Annotated in this window: 15 protein-coding genes and 1 tRNA gene; 9 read left to right on the top strand and 7 right to left on the bottom strand. The window is 61.6% G+C overall.

The features are described 5' to 3' along the window. The first annotated feature begins 28 nt into the window (after positions 1-28). The 4 genes from grxC to ACP7AP_RS03885 are packed head-to-tail and all read left to right on the top strand — an operon-like array spanning position 29 to position 2,395. Complete coding sequence (gene grxC / locus ACP7AP_RS03900) at positions 29-280, top strand: glutaredoxin 3 (RefSeq protein ID WP_426032427.1); 252 nt, start codon at positions 29-31, stop codon at positions 278-280. Further along, a complete protein-coding gene (locus tag ACP7AP_RS03895; RefSeq protein ID WP_426032425.1) occupies positions 280-1,110 on the top strand; it encodes a carbon-nitrogen hydrolase family protein in 831 nt (276 codons plus the stop codon). The genes grxC and ACP7AP_RS03895 overlap by 1 nt, the downstream gene beginning before the upstream one ends. Then, on the top strand, positions 1,107-1,553 hold the full coding sequence (locus ACP7AP_RS03890) for a MarR family winged helix-turn-helix transcriptional regulator (protein WP_426032423.1): 447 nt from the start codon (positions 1,107-1,109) through the stop codon (positions 1,551-1,553). The genes ACP7AP_RS03895 and ACP7AP_RS03890 overlap by 4 nt, the downstream gene beginning before the upstream one ends. Next, entirely contained in the window at positions 1,553-2,395 is an 843-nt protein-coding gene (locus ACP7AP_RS03885; RefSeq protein ID WP_426032421.1) for a YihY/virulence factor BrkB family protein, read from the top strand. Before ACP7AP_RS03890 ends, ACP7AP_RS03885 begins: the two co-directional genes overlap by 1 nt. Here the strand turns inward: ACP7AP_RS03885 and ACP7AP_RS03880 are convergent. Together ACP7AP_RS03880 and ACP7AP_RS03875 are read right to left on the bottom strand one after the other, a co-directional pair. After that, positions 2,389-5,913 (bottom strand): translocation/assembly module TamB domain-containing protein, encoded by a 3,525-nt coding sequence (locus ACP7AP_RS03880; RefSeq protein WP_426032419.1) that lies wholly within the window; start codon positions 5,911-5,913, stop codon positions 2,389-2,391. The genes ACP7AP_RS03885 and ACP7AP_RS03880 overlap by 7 nt on opposite strands. Beyond that, on the bottom strand, positions 5,913-7,739 hold the full coding sequence (locus tag ACP7AP_RS03875) for an autotransporter assembly complex protein TamA (RefSeq protein WP_426032417.1): 1,827 nt from the start codon (positions 7,737-7,739) through the stop codon (positions 5,913-5,915). Before ACP7AP_RS03875 ends, ACP7AP_RS03880 begins: the two co-directional genes overlap by 1 nt. Before the next feature lie 158 nt (positions 7,740-7,897). Between ACP7AP_RS03875 and mgrA the strand changes: the two genes are divergently transcribed. Then, the gene (gene mgrA / locus ACP7AP_RS03870) at positions 7,898-8,917 is read left to right on the top strand and encodes an L-glyceraldehyde 3-phosphate reductase (RefSeq protein ID WP_426032415.1); all 1,020 of its coding nucleotides are present in this window, start codon (positions 7,898-7,900) and stop codon (positions 8,915-8,917) included. 155 nt (positions 8,918-9,072) lie between these two features. On the opposite strand, the gene ACP7AP_RS03865 is transcribed toward mgrA, so the two are convergent. From ACP7AP_RS03865 to ACP7AP_RS03850, 4 genes are all read right to left on the bottom strand, one after another. Beyond that, a tRNA-Thr gene (locus ACP7AP_RS03865) sits at positions 9,073-9,148 on the bottom strand. Positions 9,149-9,207: 59 nt separating this feature from the next. Then, positions 9,208-10,668, bottom strand: a complete 1,461-nt coding sequence (locus ACP7AP_RS03860; RefSeq protein WP_426032413.1) for a heme biosynthesis protein HemY — start codon at positions 10,666-10,668, stop codon at positions 9,208-9,210. Between the two features lie 9 nt (positions 10,669-10,677). Next, complete coding sequence (locus tag ACP7AP_RS03855; RefSeq protein ID WP_426032410.1) at positions 10,678-11,676, bottom strand: COG4223 family protein; 999 nt, start codon at positions 11,674-11,676, stop codon at positions 10,678-10,680. Positions 11,677-11,763: 87 nt separating this feature from the next. Next, the gene (locus ACP7AP_RS03850; protein ID WP_426032408.1) at positions 11,764-12,471 is read right to left on the bottom strand and encodes a uroporphyrinogen-III synthase; all 708 of its coding nucleotides are present in this window, start codon (positions 12,469-12,471) and stop codon (positions 11,764-11,766) included. Between the two features lie 45 nt (positions 12,472-12,516). On the opposite strand from ACP7AP_RS03850, the gene tsaD reads away from it, so the two are divergent. From tsaD to ACP7AP_RS03830, 4 genes are read left to right on the top strand one after another with little or no spacing between them, the layout of a single operon-like run. Continuing rightward, the gene (tsaD, locus tag ACP7AP_RS03845) at positions 12,517-13,614 is read left to right on the top strand and encodes a tRNA (adenosine(37)-N6)-threonylcarbamoyltransferase complex transferase subunit TsaD (RefSeq protein ID WP_426032406.1); all 1,098 of its coding nucleotides are present in this window, start codon (positions 12,517-12,519) and stop codon (positions 13,612-13,614) included. Next, positions 13,611-14,561, top strand: a complete 951-nt coding sequence (locus tag ACP7AP_RS03840; RefSeq protein WP_426032404.1) for an NAD(P)H-dependent glycerol-3-phosphate dehydrogenase — start codon at positions 13,611-13,613, stop codon at positions 14,559-14,561. Before tsaD ends, ACP7AP_RS03840 begins: the two co-directional genes overlap by 4 nt. Positions 14,562-14,564: 3 nt before the next feature. Next, on the top strand, positions 14,565-14,834 hold the full coding sequence (locus ACP7AP_RS03835) for a YciI family protein (RefSeq protein ID WP_426032402.1): 270 nt from the start codon (positions 14,565-14,567) through the stop codon (positions 14,832-14,834). Further along, on the top strand, positions 14,834-15,250 hold the full coding sequence (locus tag ACP7AP_RS03830; protein WP_426032498.1) for an EVE domain-containing protein: 417 nt from the start codon (positions 14,834-14,836) through the stop codon (positions 15,248-15,250). The genes ACP7AP_RS03835 and ACP7AP_RS03830 overlap by 1 nt, the downstream gene beginning before the upstream one ends. An 11-nt stretch (positions 15,251-15,261) precedes the next feature. Here ACP7AP_RS03830 and ACP7AP_RS03825 read toward each other — a convergent pair whose 3' ends face one another. Continuing rightward, a complete protein-coding gene (locus ACP7AP_RS03825; RefSeq protein ID WP_426032400.1) occupies positions 15,262-16,734 on the bottom strand; it encodes a calcium-binding protein in 1,473 nt (490 codons plus the stop codon). Positions 16,735-16,935 lie beyond the last annotated feature (201 nt).

The following is a 16,935-nucleotide window of genomic DNA, read 5'->3' as shown; positions in this document are numbered from 1 at the left end:
AGTCACCGATGACTCTAAGGATAGCCGCATGAAAACCGTTGAGATTTACACCACCCAAACCTGCCCCTATTGCATTGCCGCCAAGGGTTTGCTGAAGAAAAAGGGTGTGACGTACAAGGAAATCGACGTGGGGGCTGACCCTTCCTTGCGCCAAAAGATGACCGAACGCGCAGGTCGCCGTTCCGTGCCGCAGATTTTCATTGGCGGCAGCCACGTTGGCGGCTGCGATGATCTGCACGCGCTGGATCATGCGGGCAAACTTGATCCGATGTTGGCCTGATGCGCGCGGGGTTGGTGCAACTGACGGTTGGCGATGATCCGGTTGCCAATTTGGCGGTAACGCAGGCGCGGATTGCCGAGTCGGTGGCAGGCGGTGCTGGCTTTGTGCTGACGCCGGAATGTACCAATCTTTTGTCCTCCAGCCGCACCCATCAGCGCGCCGTGATGCGGCATGAGGATCAGGATGAAACGCTTGCTGCCCTGCGCGATCAGGCCGCCAAGGCAGGCATTTGGCTGCTGATCGGATCGCTTGGCGTGCTGACCCACGACGCCGATGGTCGCTTTGCCAACCGGTCTTTTCTTATCACGCCAACAGGCGACATCGCGGCCCGCTATGACAAGATCCACATGTTTGACGTGAATGTATCGAAAACCGAGGTTTACCGCGAATCAGCCGGCTACCGCCCCGGCACCAAGGCGGTGCTGGCGGAAACACCCTTCGCCAAAATCGGCATGACGGTCTGCTATGACGTGCGCTTCCCGCATCTGTATCGCCGTCTGGCGCAAGCGGGCGCGCAGATCATCACGGTTCCCGCCGCGTTCAACCACTTCACCGGGGCTGCGCATTGGCACATTTTGCTGCGCGCCCGCGGCATTGAAACCGGGTGTTTCGTGCTGGCCCCGGCGCAGACTGGTTTCCATCCCGAGAGCCATGGCAAGGGCCGCAACACCTACGGCCATTCGTTGGCGATTGCGCCATGGGGGGAAATCCTCGCCGATGCGGGCACCCAACCCGGCGTCAGCTTTGTTGACCTCGATCTCGGCGCAGTAGGAAACGCCCGCGCCCGCGTCCCCTCGCTCAGCCATGACCGGGAGTTCACCGGGCCATGACCGACCCCCGCACCGACGAGATCGCCGTGGCGCTGTTTGGCGAGTTGTTCATGGCTGACCAACTTGCGCGCAACCGCATCTCGAAAGCGCTGCCGAAGGGGATGGAGCTGTCGCATTTCTCGGTGCTGAACCATCTGGCAAGGCTGAACGAAGAACGCACCCCAGCGCAACTGGCGCGCGCCTTTCACGTCACACGCGGCGCGATGACCAACACCCTCGCCAAGCTGGAATGGGCGGGCCATATCCACATCCGCCCGGATTGGGACGATGCACGACAGAAGTTTGTCGCCATCAGCCCGTCAGGCAGATCAGCCCGCGATGCTGCCGTAGCGTCAGTTTCGCCACTCATCGCAGAAGTTGTCACTGCATTGGGAGCCGATAAGGTCCGTGCGGTGTTACCCGTATTGCGCGAATTGCGTGTGCGACTGGAAGGCGAAGACTGATGCGATTGCGACTGCTGCCTCCCAATGTCAACGCAGCAATCCTGCGGTATTATCGCCGCACCGAACAGGCCGAGCTGGATCTGATCGCGGCGGGTGTGGCCTTCTACGCCTTTCTGGCGATCTTTCCGGCGGCCGCAGCGATCATCGCGATCTGGGGGTTTATTTCAAATCCTTCGGTGATCCGCGATGAAATCGAACTGCTGCGCGGCTTTCTGCCGAATGACGCCTATTCGCTGATCTTCGGTCAGGTTGAGGCGTTGCTTGCGGTGCCTGCAGGCAATCTGGGCCTGACCACACTTGTGTCCACAGCCCTAGCGCTGTGGTCCGCACGCGCCGGGGTGGCGGCGTTGATCCGGGGCCTGAACGCCATCCATCATCTGCCCAACCGTTCCGGCCATTGGCATCAGCTGCGTGCGATCGTGCTGACCTTTGTGCTGGTCGGCTTGGTGCTGTCCGCCTTGGTGATGGCGGTGATCCTGCCGGTGGTGCTGACCTATCTGCCCAGCGCTATTCCCAGTTCGATGCTGGCGGATTCGAACCTGCTGCTGGGGATTGTGGCTGCGGTTCTGGCGGTGGGTCTGGCCTACCGTTTGGGGCCAAACTACACCAGCACCAAGCCGCCGTTGTTGTCCTGGGGTCTGCTGGTGGCGGTGATCCTGTGGGTGATCGCGACGCGCGGCTTCACTTTGTATCTGGCGAATTTCGCGTCGTACAACCGGGTTTATGGCTCGATTGGCGCGGTGGTGGTGCTGCTGATGTGGCTTTATGTCAGCGCCTATGCGGTGCTGCTGGGCGCGGCTGTGGATGCCGAACGCAACCGCAACCGCAAGCCGTTTCAGTAGTCTTTCTCTAACACCACGCCCAAGCCGGTATCGCCATCCGACCCAGACTTTGCCCGCAAAGTGATGGATTTGCTGACATCCAGGTTCAGGTCAATCTCAGACTGGCCATTCTGATCCACTGTCACTTCGGAATAGATGTTCTTGGTCAGATACTTACCCGCCGTGACCGAAGCCCCGCCCGCCGCATCCGTCTTCACATCAAGATTGTCCAGCCCAAAGCCCTCGCGGAGTTTGGAGACAATACCCTGCCCGCCGCGCCCCGCCAACGTCGCCACCGCATTGGCCAGTTGCAGCGCCTGAAACGCCGAAAGGTTCTGCAAGCCCTGCCCGAACAGCAACTGCGCCAAGACTTCTTCCTGCGGCAGTTCGGGGGTCGAGGTGAAAGTGACAGTCGGATCGGTCGCGGGGCCATCAATCGTCACGCCGCTGGTGATGCCGTCGTTTTGCGTATTGGCGAGGATATGGATATAGGGCACCAGATCGCCCTGCATCTGCAACACCGCCTCGGACAGATCGAGACGCTTGCCCAAAAGCTCCAACCGGCCGCGAATCAGCTCGAACGCACCGGAGGGCACCACCGCATTGGTGTTGCCCAGCAGGCGCAATTCGCCGCCCATCTCAACATCCAGACCCCGCCCCCGGATGAACAGGCTGGGGGCGGACACGGTGATGTCCAGCCCATAGCCCGGCCCACTGCCGCCTGCGCCACCATCTTTGCCCGTAGCAATCAACCCCGCCCGCGCTCGGGTGGCGCGCACAGGTCTCGGCTCGTTCTTATGCTCCAGCCCCGGCAAACCACCCGCACCGCCGAAGCCTGTCGAGGGCACGCGCAATTCGGTTTCCGACAGCCCAATACGGCCCGCGATCATCGCACCGCCCATCAGCGGGCCTTTCAGCGTGACGCCGCCGTTCAGCGTGGTTTCATAAAGATCAGGGTCGCGCAATGTCACTTGCCGTAAATCCACTGCCAGATCGCCCGTATAGGGCGCGCTCAGGCCCGCAGTGCCGTTCACCGTCAAACTGCCACCAGACGAGACAGCCGTGGTCACATCAATCGCCGCCTGCCCCCGCGCCAGATTGGCCCGCGCCGTGATATCCTGCAACGCAAAGGCTAAACTCGGATCGGCCAAGCGCCCGCCCAACAGCGTCACCGGACCGGACAAAGACTGCAACCCCAGCGGCCCATTCAGCCGCAGATCAAACCCCATCTGCCCGGAAATCGCCCTTGGCTGGATGAACGCATTCGCCAAAGCTGCCTGCGCCGTGCCCTTGATCGCCAGATCACCTGCGCCAAACCCCCGCGCGATTTTACCCTTCACCGTCGCATCAATCTGCCCCGGCCCCTTGCCCGCCAGATCAAGCGTTACACCAGACGCATCCTGCACCGCCGTGCCCGTCACCGACAAAGCACCCGGAAACTCTGGCACGATCAGCGCCAAATTCTTCAACCGCGCCGTCAGATCGACCGTCTGCTTGTCACCCGTTGCGGTGCCCGAGGCTTGCGCCTCTAGCTGTGGGTTGGTCAGCTTGGCACTATCCACCTGCAGCACGCCGTCTTTCATCGACAGCACCAACCCAACCACAGAGTTCCCCGCGAGCAGCTTATCCACCTGCGGATTGCCAATCGCCAAGCCGCGGCCATTGGCATCAAACGTCAGCTTGCCCGCCTGTGGCGTCCCGGTCAGATGCGCCTCGCCGCCCAGCGCGCCGCGATACTGCCCACCCAAGCTGCCCAAATCGCGGAACAGCAGATTGGCGGTGATGTCGCTGCGCGTGCTCGCCAAGCTGCCCTTGGCTTTCATCTTCAACGACGATGCCTGCACCGTCAGATCGCGCAGCGTGGTGCCTTCCGTGCTGCGCAAAACCGATGCCGTCACTGTCGCCTGCCCACGCAGCAAATTGTCCAACTCGGCCACACCCGCCTGCATATCGGTCCCCGTGGCACTGCCAGTCAGATCGAACGCCCCCGTGATCGGGCTGCCGTTGCCGCTGACCGATACTTCTGCCGCGCCCGCCAGATTGCGCCCCGCCAGACCCGAAAGCCGTGAGAGGTCTTCCATCTTGGCGCTGGCTTTGCCGGTGATCGCAAAGGCATCGCTGAGGCTTTCGATCTTGCCGTTCAACAGCGCCAAATAATCCTCTCCGGTCAGGCTTAGCCGTTGCACGGTGACACTGCCATCGCCTTCGCGCCAATAGGCCGAGGCATCGCCCCAGACTACCGAACCCAGCGCGCGGCCAAGGTTCAGGTCGGTCGGCTGCAACCCTTCGGCGGTGTACTTGAAATTGCCGCCCACCTGCCGCGCACCCGCCAGCCTTGCGATACGGCCCGAGCCGGAAAGCGACAGGCTGCTGGCGCGAAAATCGGCTCTGTCAAAGCCCAGAATGACGATGTTGGCGTCCCAACCTTCGTCTTGCGTGGCGTCGTAGGCCACAGAGATATCGGCGGAAGTGACCTTGACCGGAAGATCAGTGGTCAGCGGCAACAGCACCGGGCTGCCATCGGGTGCCGCGATCTTCCCGGTCAGGTTGAACTTTTGCGGCAGGCCATCCGAGGCCAAAGACAAAGAGCCTTGCAGCGCCAGCGCTTTGGCTTTTACCATCAGGCTATCCAGCGCCAAACGACCATCCGGCCAGCGTTGGCCCGCCGTGGTCAGCCTGACCGCATTGCCAAAAAACTCGGCATAGGACGGCAGGAACAGCGGGGCCAGATCGCCCGCCAGATCGGTCGAAAACGCCGTCGCGCCATCTTTTTGACCCGTCAGGCTGATCTTACCCGCCAGCCGATCCACGCCATCAGTGGTCAGCGCCACATCGGCGGCGAAATCGGTAACAGGGCCCGCGCCCCTCACCTTCAGCGCCACCGAAGGCGCGCCGGGCAGACCCAGCTTGACCGAAGCAATGCCGCCCGCCGCTTCCTCTGCCGCCAGATCAATCGACACCTGCTGCGTCGCGTTGACGTAAGATGCGGTCAGTGAAACCTTACCCGCCGGCCCCGCATCGGTGCGTTCCAGCACCAGACTGCCCTTGCCCTCGCCGCCCGACAAAGACAGCGAGGCATCCAGCGTCGCCTCCAGCCCAGTGCCCAGCACGCTTGGACCCAGCACGATGCGCTTGGCGGAAATCTCGCCAATCTCAACCGAAACCGGAAGGTCGGGCAAAGCAAACGTCCCCGCTTCGGGCGATGGCGCACCAGACCCCGCGACAGGCAGACGGTCTAGAATGATCTCCCCTGCGGTCAATTCATTCACCACCACTTCGCCCGACAACAGCGCAGATCGGCTCCAGTCCAGCTTCACATCGCGCAGGGTCAACCAGACGCCGCTATCATCGGCGATGGTCAATTCGGTCAGGCTGGCCTGCGACGACAAAGCGCCCGCAAAGCCAGTCACCACCACCTTGCGGCCAGCGCCCGACAGGCTGTCTTCCAGAAACGCCGTCAGATAGTCGCGGTCATCGGTTTGCGCGTGCCCGCCCAGCGGCAGCAAAGCCAAACAACTGGCAAGGAATAATTTCCGCATCAGAATGCCTGCCCCAAACCAACGTAAATCTGCACCCCGTCGCCGGTTGATCCGCCGACAGGCCCGGCGATATCCAGCCGGATTGGCCCCACCGGAGTCGCATAGCGCACCCCGACGCCCGCGCCTGCGTGCCAATCCCCAGAATCACTGAAGAATTCGCTGGCGTCGATCCGGCCCATATCGACAAAACCCACCACGCCGATGGAGTCCGTCACCTTCATCCGCGCCTCAAATGAGCCGCCTATAAAGGTCTTGCCGCCAGTCTGGAACGTGCCGCCCATGCCGTCGCTTAACACATTGACGCCCAAGGATTGGTAGGGCTGCCCGCGCACCGTGCCACCGCCGCCCGAGTAGAACAGATAATCGCGCGGCGTGCCCGCAAGGCTTGCGCCAAACACCGCGCCCGCCTGCACCCGCCCGGCCAGAACCAACCGCTTCGCCTCACCCAAGGCCCGATAGCCACGCAGATCAAACGTCGCTCGCACGCCGCTGTCAGTATCGCCAAAGCCCAGGAATGGCTTCACCTCGCCCGTGACATAGAAGTTCCGCGTCGCATCGGTTTTGCTGTCGCGCCGATCCCAAATCACACTGATCGGCAGCGATAGGACGCGATAGGTGGAGTCGCCAATCGGATCGGTAATACGGGCGTAGTCATACGACAGCCCCGCTTTGCCCGACAGCTGTTCTGTCACCACTTGGCTGAGCGTCACGGTCGCGCTGAACAAATCGGCTTTGTAGTCGGCCTCGTTCATCCTGCCATAGCTAAAAGCAACACCCGCCGTGGTATCTGGGCTAAAGGTGGCCGGACGCTCCAACGAGATGCCAAGCATATAATCTGCCCCACCCACGGCCGAGCCAATATTGGTGACATCACCGCTGATCTTCAACCGCTCACCGCCGCCAAACAGGTTGCGATGCAGCCAAGCCGCGTTCAGCGTCGCGCCATCATTGCTGCTCAACTCGGCGCCGAACGTGTAGCGGCGCTTCTTGTCTTCGACCAAGGTTGCTGTGATGCCAAGCAGATCGGGCGCGGTGATCGCATCATCCTCCGTCAGCGTCACCGATTTGAACACCCCGGTGCGGCGCAGGCGCGAAGCAACACGCTCTAGTTCGGCAGGCGAGTAAGCACGGCCTTCCGGCAGACCCGCAATCGCGCGCACCCGCGCCAGCCGCATCCGGTCAGCACCTTTGATCGTCAGCCGCCCAAACCGCAGGGCAGGGCCGGGGTCAAGCACCACATCCGCCGCCAGCGTGGCCTTGGCATGATCCGCCGTCAGCTTTTGGCTGGCCACATCCGCCTTGGCATGCGCGCGATCGCGCCAGCCGTTCACCCCCGCAGTCACCGCCTCCAGGATCACACCACTTTCCGCGGTCTTGCCCACTGCAAACCCCTCGGGCAGTTCGGTACGCTTGGCCAAGGGTGCAATCCGCGCTTGACTGAAAGAAAATTCCGGCCCCGGTTCTACCACAACCTTGATCGCCGAGATCGACCCCGGCGCATCCAACGGTGCAATGCTGGCAGCCTCGACGCCATCGACATAAACGTGGATCACCGCCGAATAATAGCCGCGCGCATACAGTGCATTCAGCAGGCTGGCATACTCCGCCCGTGCATCGGTGAAAATATCCTGCACCTGAGTGTTGCCAGCTTTTTCGGACGCCAGCAAAATCGAGGCAGATCGCAGCTCTTTCTCTAATGCCTTCGGCGCACCCGGCACGCTAAACTCAAGCCGATCAAGCGCTTGGCCTGCCGAACCCGCCATCAGGCTCAGCATCAAAGCCCCCGCGACGATGCGCGACGTTTTCTTGAACTGAACACTATACATGGATACTCCAACCAGACGCATCCACACTATGCCGTGATCGGCGCGAAAGGGCAACGCTGCCCCCGATCACGTTTTCTACGCAAAACTGTCGCACCCCGCCCTTGACGCCAGAGCGGTTTCGCCCGAACTGTTAGCGCAAACCAAACAGAGGGCTCGCCATGTATACCGCCGCCGAAAACCGCTACGCGTCTATGCCTTACCGCCGCTGCGGCAACTCTGGCCTGAAGCTGCCCGCGATCTCGTTTGGGCTCTGGCACAACTTTGGCCATGACACGCCGCACGCCACCAAACGCGCGATGTGCCACACCGCGTTTGATCTGGGCATTACCCATTTCGATCTGGCCAACAACTACGGCCCGCCACCCGGTTCGGCCGAGGAAGCCTTCGGTGACATCCTGAAAACCGATTTCAAACCCTACCGCGATGAACTGATCATCTCGTCAAAGGCGGGCTATGAAATGTGGGGCGGCCCCTATGGCGAATGGGGTTCGCGTAAAAACCTGGTCGCTTCCTGCGACCAAAGCCTGAAGCGGATGGGGCTGGATTACGTCGATATCTTCTACTCGCACCGTTTTGACCCCGACACGCCACTGGAAGAAACCATGATGGCGTTGGATCATATCGTGCGGTCCGGTCGCGCGCTGTATGTTGGAATTTCCAGCTATAACACCCAGCGCACCCGCGAAGCCCACGCCATTCTGAAAGAATTGGGCACCCCCTGCCTGATCCATCAGCCGAGCTATAACATCCTCAACCGTTGGGTTGAAACCGATGGGCTGAAAGACGCGCTGAGCGAGCTTGGGATGGGCTCCATCGCCTTCGTGCCACTGGCACAGGGCTTGCTGACCAACAAATACCTCAACGGCATCCCAGAGGGCAGCCGGGCCGCGCAGGACAAGTCTTTGCACCCTTCGGTGGTGGAAAAGGCGGTTGAATCGGTGAAAAAGCTGAACGAGATGGCGCAGGCGCGCGGCCAAACCCTTGCCCAAATGGCGATTGCTTGGGTTCTGCGCGGCGGCGGCATCACCTCGGCTCTGATTGGCGCCTCGAAGCCCCCGCAAATCGTCGATTGCGTCGGGGCGATCCATAATCTGGAGTTCACCGCCGCCGAATTCGCCGCCATCGACACGATTTCGGAGGAGAAATCCATCAACCTCTGGGCAAAATCCTCTGAGTGATCTGAGGGTTTGAAAACATAAGCGGGCCGCAATCCAGCATTGCGGCCCCAAAAACCCGGACCCATACGCGCGCGCCACAACATGCTGAATTCAGGAAGACCCAGCACTGGGATCTTCCGTTCTGCAACCTAAAGCTATGCGGAGAATTCAGAAAGTGGTGCCGCTGAAGAGACTCGAACTCCCGACCCCATCATTACGAATGACGTGCTCTACCAGCTGAGCTACAGCGGCACTTTCTGGTGGCTTCTCCTAGGGCGCGGCCAAAACGAAGTCAACCCCCGCCGGGTTGTTCAATTTGCACTGCGCGCCACGGCGGCAAGGTCGATGATCTCGGGCTCTGCCACCACATCTGGCTTCGCAGCCACCACCACCACGGGTGCGCTGACCAGCAGCGGTAGCAGCTCCGCCCCGGTCACGCTGGGCCCGTTCACCTCGACAGGCTCGCGCCAGCTGAGCGTGTCAAAGCCGCCGCAATTCTCGCAGATCGGCTGCCACAGGCTGTGGATGGCTTGGCATTTGTCGCAGCACCATTGCGGCCCGCGTGGGGCGGTCAGCGCCTTCGACAACCAGCCGCGCACCACCGCGTCATCACTGCCTTCGCCACGTTCTATCGCCGCCATGATCGCCAAGGCGCGTTGTGTCGGATGCCGGGTGATCAGATCGCCCAGCGCACGGCGGGCTTCGGGAAACTCCTCGGCGGTGATGTTCAATTCGGCCAGCAGCAGCCGGGTTTCATCGCTTTCAGGGTGGATCGCTGTTAGCGCCCGGAAGCGTTTCAGGCGTTGTTGCGGCACTTCATCGGGTTCAATCTCGGCAAAGGCGGCGGCGATTTCGGGATGCGGCAGCATTTCCCACGCTTTTTTCAGCACACGAGTTGCGGATTTCTTGTCGCCCTTGTCGATCAACCCGCGCCCGGCCATCACCGCCGCCGGGATCAGATCGGGCGACTTGCGGTTGGCCTCGATCGCGGCTTCACGCGCCTCGACCGTCGCAGTTTGATCCATCACCCCGCGCGCCTCTTGCAGGGCCAGCACGGCATCGCGGCGGCGATAGACATTCTTCGGCAAGGCCCCGCCCTTCAGCTTGGCCCCCAATGTCACCCGCGCACCCTTCCAATCGGCTTTCTCGGATTGCAGTTTTAGCAGAATATCCTGCGTCTCGGCGTGTTTGGGTTTCAGCGCAAAGGCCTTCTCGGCCAAAGCCAAAGCGGTATCGGTGTCGCCTTCGGCCAGCTTTTGCTTCATCAGCCCGCGAATCCCAACAAAACGCGAGGAATCACTGGCCAGCAGCGTTTTATACGCCTCGGTCGCGCGTTTGGTATCGCCTGCAGCCTCTGCCGCCTGCGCCACCAGCAGCGTCGTCAACTCTGGCCTTTCCAGAAACTTCGCCGCCCTTTGCGCCCGCATCAAAGCCAAGCGCCCTTCACCTGCGGCCAAGGCCATCAGGCCATCGTTCAGAGCCTGATAGCCCTTGCGTTCGCGGTTGCGGTCGAAATAGCGCGAGATCGCGGTTTCATCGCCGTTCAGAAACCGCAGGGTGGCGACGATGAAGCCCACCAGCTTCATCAGCCCCCACAGGGCCACCACCAGCAACAGCAACAGGATCGCTGTTTGCAACGGGCCAAGGGTAAACTCCCAGCCGCCCATTGAAATCCGCACGCCTTCGTCGCTGTGCAGCAGCATATCCGCACCATAGGTCAGCCCGGCAATCGCGGCGATGAACAGCAGAACCTTGATCAGTGACCAAATCATCGCGCGCTCCTATTGCATCGCTGCGGCAAGGCCCGCAACTGCCGCGACCGCCGCTTGCCGCTTTTCAGCCATCGCCTGCCAATCGGTCAAAGCCGCCTGCGCTTCGGGGGGAAGCGCTGAGATTTCGGTTAGCGCGGCTGCGATATCACCCGCAGCCAGCGCGGCGTCGGCGCGCGACAAGATCGCATCGGGGTCATTGCCCTCATGCGGTGTCAAGGATCGCGCCCCGGTCTGGGTGCGCAGGAAATTCGCCACCCGGTCCGACCAGCTTTCGCCCATATTCGCCCGCAAGGCCGCCTCTAAAGCCGCGCGCGAGGCCGCAGGGAACCCATCTTGCAATGCCGCCAAGGTCGGCAGCCCTGTTTCGGCGTTTTCCACCAACACCGCAGGCACATCACCCAAGGCGGGCAGGGCCGAGGCATAGGCCGAGCCGCTGTCCAGCGCCGCCTGCACCCGACCCAAAGCCACGCGGGCCTCTGACGCTTTCGCCGTGGCCACCGCATCAGCTTTGATCTGAGCAGCGGTGTCTTCGGCCTGCTTCAACACCGCATCCGCCGCCGCTTTCTGGGCCGCAAGCGCTGTTGCCGAGGGTGCATTGCCGCTGATCGGCATGGCTTCAACGGCTGTCAACCGCTGTTCCAACGCCGCAATCTGCTGCTGTAGCGGTGCTATGTCAGGGGCAGCCTGATCGGCCAGCGCCGCCACTCGCGCCTCCAGATCATTGTCAGGTCCAGCGACGGGCCGCGCGGCAAGTTCGGCAACCTGCGCTTTCAAAGTCTCGGTTTCCGCCTGCTGCGCCGTCAAAGCCGCCTGTAGCGCCGAGATATCCTGCACCGGCCAGCCGCCCGGCACATATTGCGCAAGGCCAAACCCCGCGCCCGCCGCTATCACGCCACCCAGGATCGGGCCAAACCAGCCATGCCTGCGGGCGGGCGCAGGCATCGCCCGGATCGGCTCCGACGCCATCACCGGGGGGGCCTCAAGCTCACTCGTCTCTGTGTCAGTCATTGCAGACCTCGCTTTTGCGCTTTGGGCCATCGCATTGCGGCCACTGTTGCTGTGAAGTTAGGCCGAGGCCCGCAGGGGTTCAAGAAGTCATCCACGCCCGCGCAGCGCGTCAACCGCCGCCTGCACCGCCGCACTCTCCGGTCGGGTAGCGATTTCGGTAAACACAGTGGGGAAATCAAAGGCTTCCGCCACCGCAGCGCTCAGCGCCGCCAGCCAGATCGGTGCTATTGCCGCAACGCGCCGCAGTTCCACCGCCAGAAGTCGCGCAGAGCGCGGCGAGAAAATCGGCAGGATCACCGGGGAAGGACCTTGCAGCACGGCGATCGCCTTATCGGTCAAAATTTGAGCGATCTGGCGATAGATGATCTGCGAAACAGTCTCTAATCCTGCCGAAATCAGCCTCTGCTCCAGATCTCCCACGCTGTCCTGCCCCCGCAGCAACAGCAAGCGCCCGACCGGAGCGGCAGAGACAATATGCGCCAGCAGATCATCGGCAGCCCCCGCAGCCGAGCTTGCGACGAATCCCATCGCCCGCGCTGTCTCTGCGGTGCGATTGCCCACGCAGAACGCCTGCTTCGGCACGGATGCCCCACTGGCGGAAATCCGCCCGGCGGCCTCGGCTCCGGTCTCGGATGTCAGCACTACAGCGGCAAAATCGCCGGGTGGCAGTTCGGGCGACAAAAACTCTGGACGCATCAAAGGCGAAATCAGCGCACCGCCGATCTGGTCCGCAAACCGTTGGCTCTGCGCCAAAGGCCGCGTCAGCAGGATGGTGGGTTGGGATTGTCTGGCCATGGCCTTGGTGTTACCTGCGATAGGGCAGGCAATCAACGGCGGACCATGACGGCAACCCTTACCTTTCTGGGCATCGAATCCAGCTGCGACGACACCGCCGCCGCCGTGATCCGTCATGTGCCGGGGCAGCTGCCGCAGATTTTGTCCTCTGTGGTGGAAGGCCAGACCGCCCTGCACGCGGTTTTCGGCGGCGTTGTGCCCGAAATCGCCGCGCGCGCCCATGCCGAGCGGCTGGATCATTGCGTTGAACAGGCTTTGGCCGAAAGTGGCGTCGCTTTGGCTGGTTTGGATGGCATTGCGGTGACGGCGGGGCCGGGGTTGATTGGCGGCGTGTTGTCCGGGGTGATGCTGGCGAAGGCGCTTTCGCTGGCGACTGGGCTGCCGATGGTCGGAGTGAATCACCTCGCAGGCCATGCTTTGACTCCGCGCCTGACCGATCAACTGGCGTTTCCCTATCTGATGCTGCTGGTGTCGGGTGGGCATTGCCAGTTCCTGATTGTGCATTCTGCTGAACGCTTTCAACGGCTTGGTGGCACGATTGATGACGCGCCCGGCGAAGCCTTTGACAAAACTGCCAAGCTTTTGGCATTGCCGCAACCCGGCGGCCCCGCTGTGCAGAGCGAAGCGGCGCTGGGGGACCCGAAACGCTTCACCTTTCCGCGTCCGCTGCTGGACCGCCCCGGTTGCGATATGTCCTTCTCCGGCCTGAAAACCGCCCTTCTGCGCGCCCGCGATGCGGTGATTGCTGAAAAGGGCGGGCTGACTGTGCAAGACCGCCGCGATCTTTGCGCTGGGTTTCAGGTCGCCGTGGCCGAGGTTCTGGCCGAGAAAACCCGCCGCGCTTTGGCGATTTACGCCGAGCTTTCGCCTGCCGAGCCCGCCTTAGCGGTCGCGGGTGGCGTGGCCGCGAATATAGCCATTCGGGCCAGATTAGAGACTATTTGCGCGCAATCTGGCATCCGTTTCCTCGCCCCGCCCTTGCAGCTTTGCACCGACAATGCGGCGATGATTGCTTGGGCGGGGATCGAGCGGTTTCGTGCGGGAGCTATCGACGGCATGGATCTGGTCGCCCGCCCGCGCTGGCCGTTGGATGCTTCGGCGGCCCCAATGATCGGTTCCGGCAAAAAGGGGGCCAAGGCATGATCGGCATTGTGGGCGCGGGGGCGTTTGGCACCGCGTTGGCAGTGGCTTTAGGCCGCGAGGGCCGCGAGGTGCGGCTCTGGGCGCGCGACGCAAATCATATGGCCGAAATCGCCCGCTCTGGTGCCAATGAGGCACGGCTGCCGGGAGTCAAGCTGCCGAAAACAGTCTCTGTGACAGCGGAACTGGCGGATTTGACTGCGGCCGAGGTGCTGCTGCTCTCGCTGCCGATGCAAGCCCTGCGCGGCTTTCTTGTCGCCAATCCCCGTCTGAACGGCCTGCCCTTGGTGGCGTGTTGCAAGGGGATTGACCTGACCACCCTCAAAGGCCCCACCGCGCTGATCGAGGCCGCCTGCCCGGACTCGGTCTTCGCCATCCTCACCGGCCCCAGCTTTGCCGCCGATATCGCGCGGGGTCTGCCCACCGCTTTGACGCTGGCCTGTGTCGAAGGCGAGGCCTTGCAACATCTGTTGTCTACGCCCAGCTTGCGGCTTTACCGCACCACGGACGTAACCGGGGCCGAGTTAGGCGGTGCTTTGAAAAACGTCATCGCCATCGCGGCGGGCATCGTGATGGGTGCAGGCCTTGGCGATTCCGCCCGCGCGGCTTTGATGACGCGGGGGTATGCCGAGATGACCAGACTTGCGCTGGTTTTGGGCGGGCGCGCTGAAACACTTGCGGGACTGTCGGGCTTTGGCGACCTGGTGCTGACCTGCACCTCGGCGCAATCGCGGAATTTCCGCTTTGGTCAGGCGCTTGGCGCAGGTCAGGCCTTCGACCCCAATGTCACGGTAGAGGGGGCTGCGACGGCAAAAGCCGTGTCCAATATAGCCAAAACCATGCGCATTGATATGCCGATCACAACCATGATCGCCGCGCTGATCGACAAAGATATCACCTTGCCGCAGGCGATCTCTGCCCTGCTGTCCCGCCCTTTGAAACAGGAGTAACCCATGCGCGTCGCCCTTATCTGCAAAGACAAACCCGGCCAACTGCAAACCCGCGTTGATAATCGCTCCGCGCATCTGGCTTACGTCGAAGCCTCGGGCGTGGTCGAAATGGCGGGGCCATTTCTGAACGAAGGCGCTATGACGGGCAGTCTTGTGGTGTTGAATGTGGACACGTTGGACCAAGCGCAGGCTTGGGCTGCGGCGGACCCATATGCGATGGCTGGTCTGTTTGACAGCGTGATGATCAGCGAGTGGAAGAAGGTCATTGGCTGATGAACTACTGGCTGTTCAAATCTGAACCCGACACTTGGGGCTGGCCTGAGCAACGCGCGCGCGGTGCCGCAGGTGAGGAATGGCATGGCGTACGCAACTATCAGGCGCGCAACAACATGCGGGCGATGAAGATTGGGGATCGCGGTTTTTTCTACCATTCCAACATCGGCAAAGAAATTGTTGGCATTGTCGAGGTTTGCCGCGAATCGCAGCCCGATAGCACCACGGATGATCCGCGCTGGGATTGCGTGCATATCCGCGCCGTTCGCCCACTGCTGCGGACGGTGACGCTTGAGGATTGCAAACGGCATCCCAGTCTGGCGATGATGAAGCTTGTCACCACCGCTCGGCTATCAGTGCAGCCAGTGACGCCTGAGGAATGGCAGCTTGTTTGCGTTATGGGCGGGCTGGCTTAAAGCAGCCGACCTTAAAGAATAAAGTCAGCAGCCGTCATAATATGCTCGCCATCCAGCCGAATGATATCCAACCGGCCTGGGCTGTTGACGCTGACCGAAATATAGGTTGCGCCGCCCACAAACCGATAGCTGAGTTGGCCATAGTCGGTGATGGCCGCCGTGCCTATAAAGCTGAACGCCTGATCTCCGGCAGCCGTCAGGACAGCGTCCATCGTCGACAGATCAATCACATCGAGGCCGTTGACGAAATCCAGTATCCGGTCACGACCAGTGCCCGCGTTGGCAAATGTCTCCTCGATCTCATTGAAGTCGAAACGATCTGCGCCCGCACCGCCTGTCATCAGGTCAACATCATAGCTGCCGAACAACACATCGTTACCATCACCGCCGTACAGCCTATCCACACCCTCGCCGCCAAACAGCCGGTCGTTGCCTACACCGCCGATAATCGAATCATTGCCAGCACCACCGAATAAAACATCATTGCCGATGCCGCCATCCAGCGCGTCGTTCCCGGCCTGACCTTGCAGGCGATTGGCGAGGCTATCCCCGGTCAAACGATCGGCCAAGGTTCCGCCGATCACATCTTCGATGCCCGTCAGGCTGTCGATAGACCCGGCTGAGCGCGCGATCCCGGCGGCAAGGTTTACCGTGATCGCCCCCGACAACAAATGCCCATCGTAGGTGTCTACACCCGTTCCGCCGTCAATATCATCATCGCCATCGCTGTTGCCGGCGATAAAGCGATCACGACCTGCGCCGCCTGACAGGTCATCATTGCCGTCATCGCCTGAGACGATATCAACCCCGGCACCGCCCTGATAAGTATCGTCACCTTCGCCCATCGAAACGCTGCCGTCGATTCGCCCCGCGATGGTGTCGATCAGATCAACGCCGAGCCCCATGCTGACGCTGCCATAGATTCGGCCCGTATTGATCAGGCTGTCATCAAAACTGGATGCTTGAAATGCGATTGTTCCGGTGATGTTGCCGTGGTTGGCGACTGCGACGGCCCCATTGGCGAGCACGCCTATGGTGCCGACAATATCGCCATCGTTCACCAACCTGCCGCCCGCGTCCAAAGAAACCGCCGCGAACCCTCCCGAAATCAGCCCATGGTTGGTCACCCGTGCGTATTCGCTGGCATAGACCGCGTAGAGGCCCGAAACTGCGCCGTAATTGATAAGCTGGGCGTTGATGCCGCTGAAAAATGCACCAAAGTTGTCGCCTGATGCAGCGCCACCGTCGTAGATCGTGACGCGCGCGTTTGAGCCCGCCATTGCGATTGCTGTGTAGGCAAGGACAAAGCCCGCCACATCTACCACGGTTTCTGCCCGTGCGCTGTGTATGCCATCTACCGCAATAGTGCTGTTTGCGATCAGGCTGGCTCCGGCAGCCACATAGACCGAGTCAAAGTCTGCGGCGACAGTCACGCCGTTGCCATTTGGAACAGTTGTATTGGTAAGAATAAGGGAGCGGGTCATCGGGAAAGCCTTTTGGGAATGAGGGAGACGCTTTGAAAACGCTACCCTAACACGCCAAACATCTTCGCCGAAATGAAAAGACTAAGCCCCGTTTTGCAAACAAAATGGGGGGCCCATTACCCCTAAAGGACCCCCCATCCACCCCACGTGCTCCCTCAGCACCACACGTGTTCTGTAAAAGGTCCTAGGCTACTGCCTGTT

This window comes from Cypionkella sp. TWP1-2-1b2, from assembly GCF_049896245.1.
Taxonomy (GTDB): domain Bacteria; phylum Pseudomonadota; class Alphaproteobacteria; order Rhodobacterales; family Rhodobacteraceae; genus Cypionkella.
This window is presented reverse-complemented; position numbering and strand designations above follow the sequence as displayed.

Coding starts and splice junctions, on each gene's coding strand:
- ACP7AP_RS03835 (WP_426032402.1), top strand. CDS start 14,565: ATGCGCGTCGCCCTTATCTGCAAAGACAAACCCGGCCAACTGCAAACC.
- ACP7AP_RS03850 (WP_426032408.1), bottom strand. CDS start 12,471: ATGGCCAGACAATCCCAACCCACCATCCTGCTGACGCGGCCTTTGGCG.
- ACP7AP_RS03875 (WP_426032417.1), bottom strand. CDS start 7,739: ATGTATAGTGTTCAGTTCAAGAAAACGTCGCGCATCGTCGCGGGGGCT.
- ACP7AP_RS03860 (WP_426032413.1), bottom strand. CDS start 10,668: ATGATTTGGTCACTGATCAAGGTTCTGCTGTTCATCGCCGCGATTGCC.
- ACP7AP_RS03880 (WP_426032419.1), bottom strand. CDS start 5,913: ATGCGGAAATTATTCCTTGCCAGTTGTTTGGCTTTGCTGCCGCTGGGC.
- ACP7AP_RS03885 (WP_426032421.1), top strand. CDS start 1,553: ATGCGATTGCGACTGCTGCCTCCCAATGTCAACGCAGCAATCCTGCGG.
- tsaD (WP_426032406.1), top strand. CDS start 12,517: ATGACGGCAACCCTTACCTTTCTGGGCATCGAATCCAGCTGCGACGAC.
- ACP7AP_RS03840 (WP_426032404.1), top strand. CDS start 13,611: ATGATCGGCATTGTGGGCGCGGGGGCGTTTGGCACCGCGTTGGCAGTG.
- grxC (WP_426032427.1), top strand. CDS start 29: ATGAAAACCGTTGAGATTTACACCACCCAAACCTGCCCCTATTGCATT.
- mgrA (WP_426032415.1), top strand. CDS start 7,898: ATGTATACCGCCGCCGAAAACCGCTACGCGTCTATGCCTTACCGCCGC.
- ACP7AP_RS03830 (WP_426032498.1), top strand. CDS start 14,834: ATGAACTACTGGCTGTTCAAATCTGAACCCGACACTTGGGGCTGGCCT.
- ACP7AP_RS03890 (WP_426032423.1), top strand. CDS start 1,107: ATGACCGACCCCCGCACCGACGAGATCGCCGTGGCGCTGTTTGGCGAG.
- ACP7AP_RS03825 (WP_426032400.1), bottom strand. CDS start 16,734: ATGACCCGCTCCCTTATTCTTACCAATACAACTGTTCCAAATGGCAAC.
- ACP7AP_RS03895 (WP_426032425.1), top strand. CDS start 280: ATGCGCGCGGGGTTGGTGCAACTGACGGTTGGCGATGATCCGGTTGCC.
- ACP7AP_RS03855 (WP_426032410.1), bottom strand. CDS start 11,676: ATGACTGACACAGAGACGAGTGAGCTTGAGGCCCCCCCGGTGATGGCG.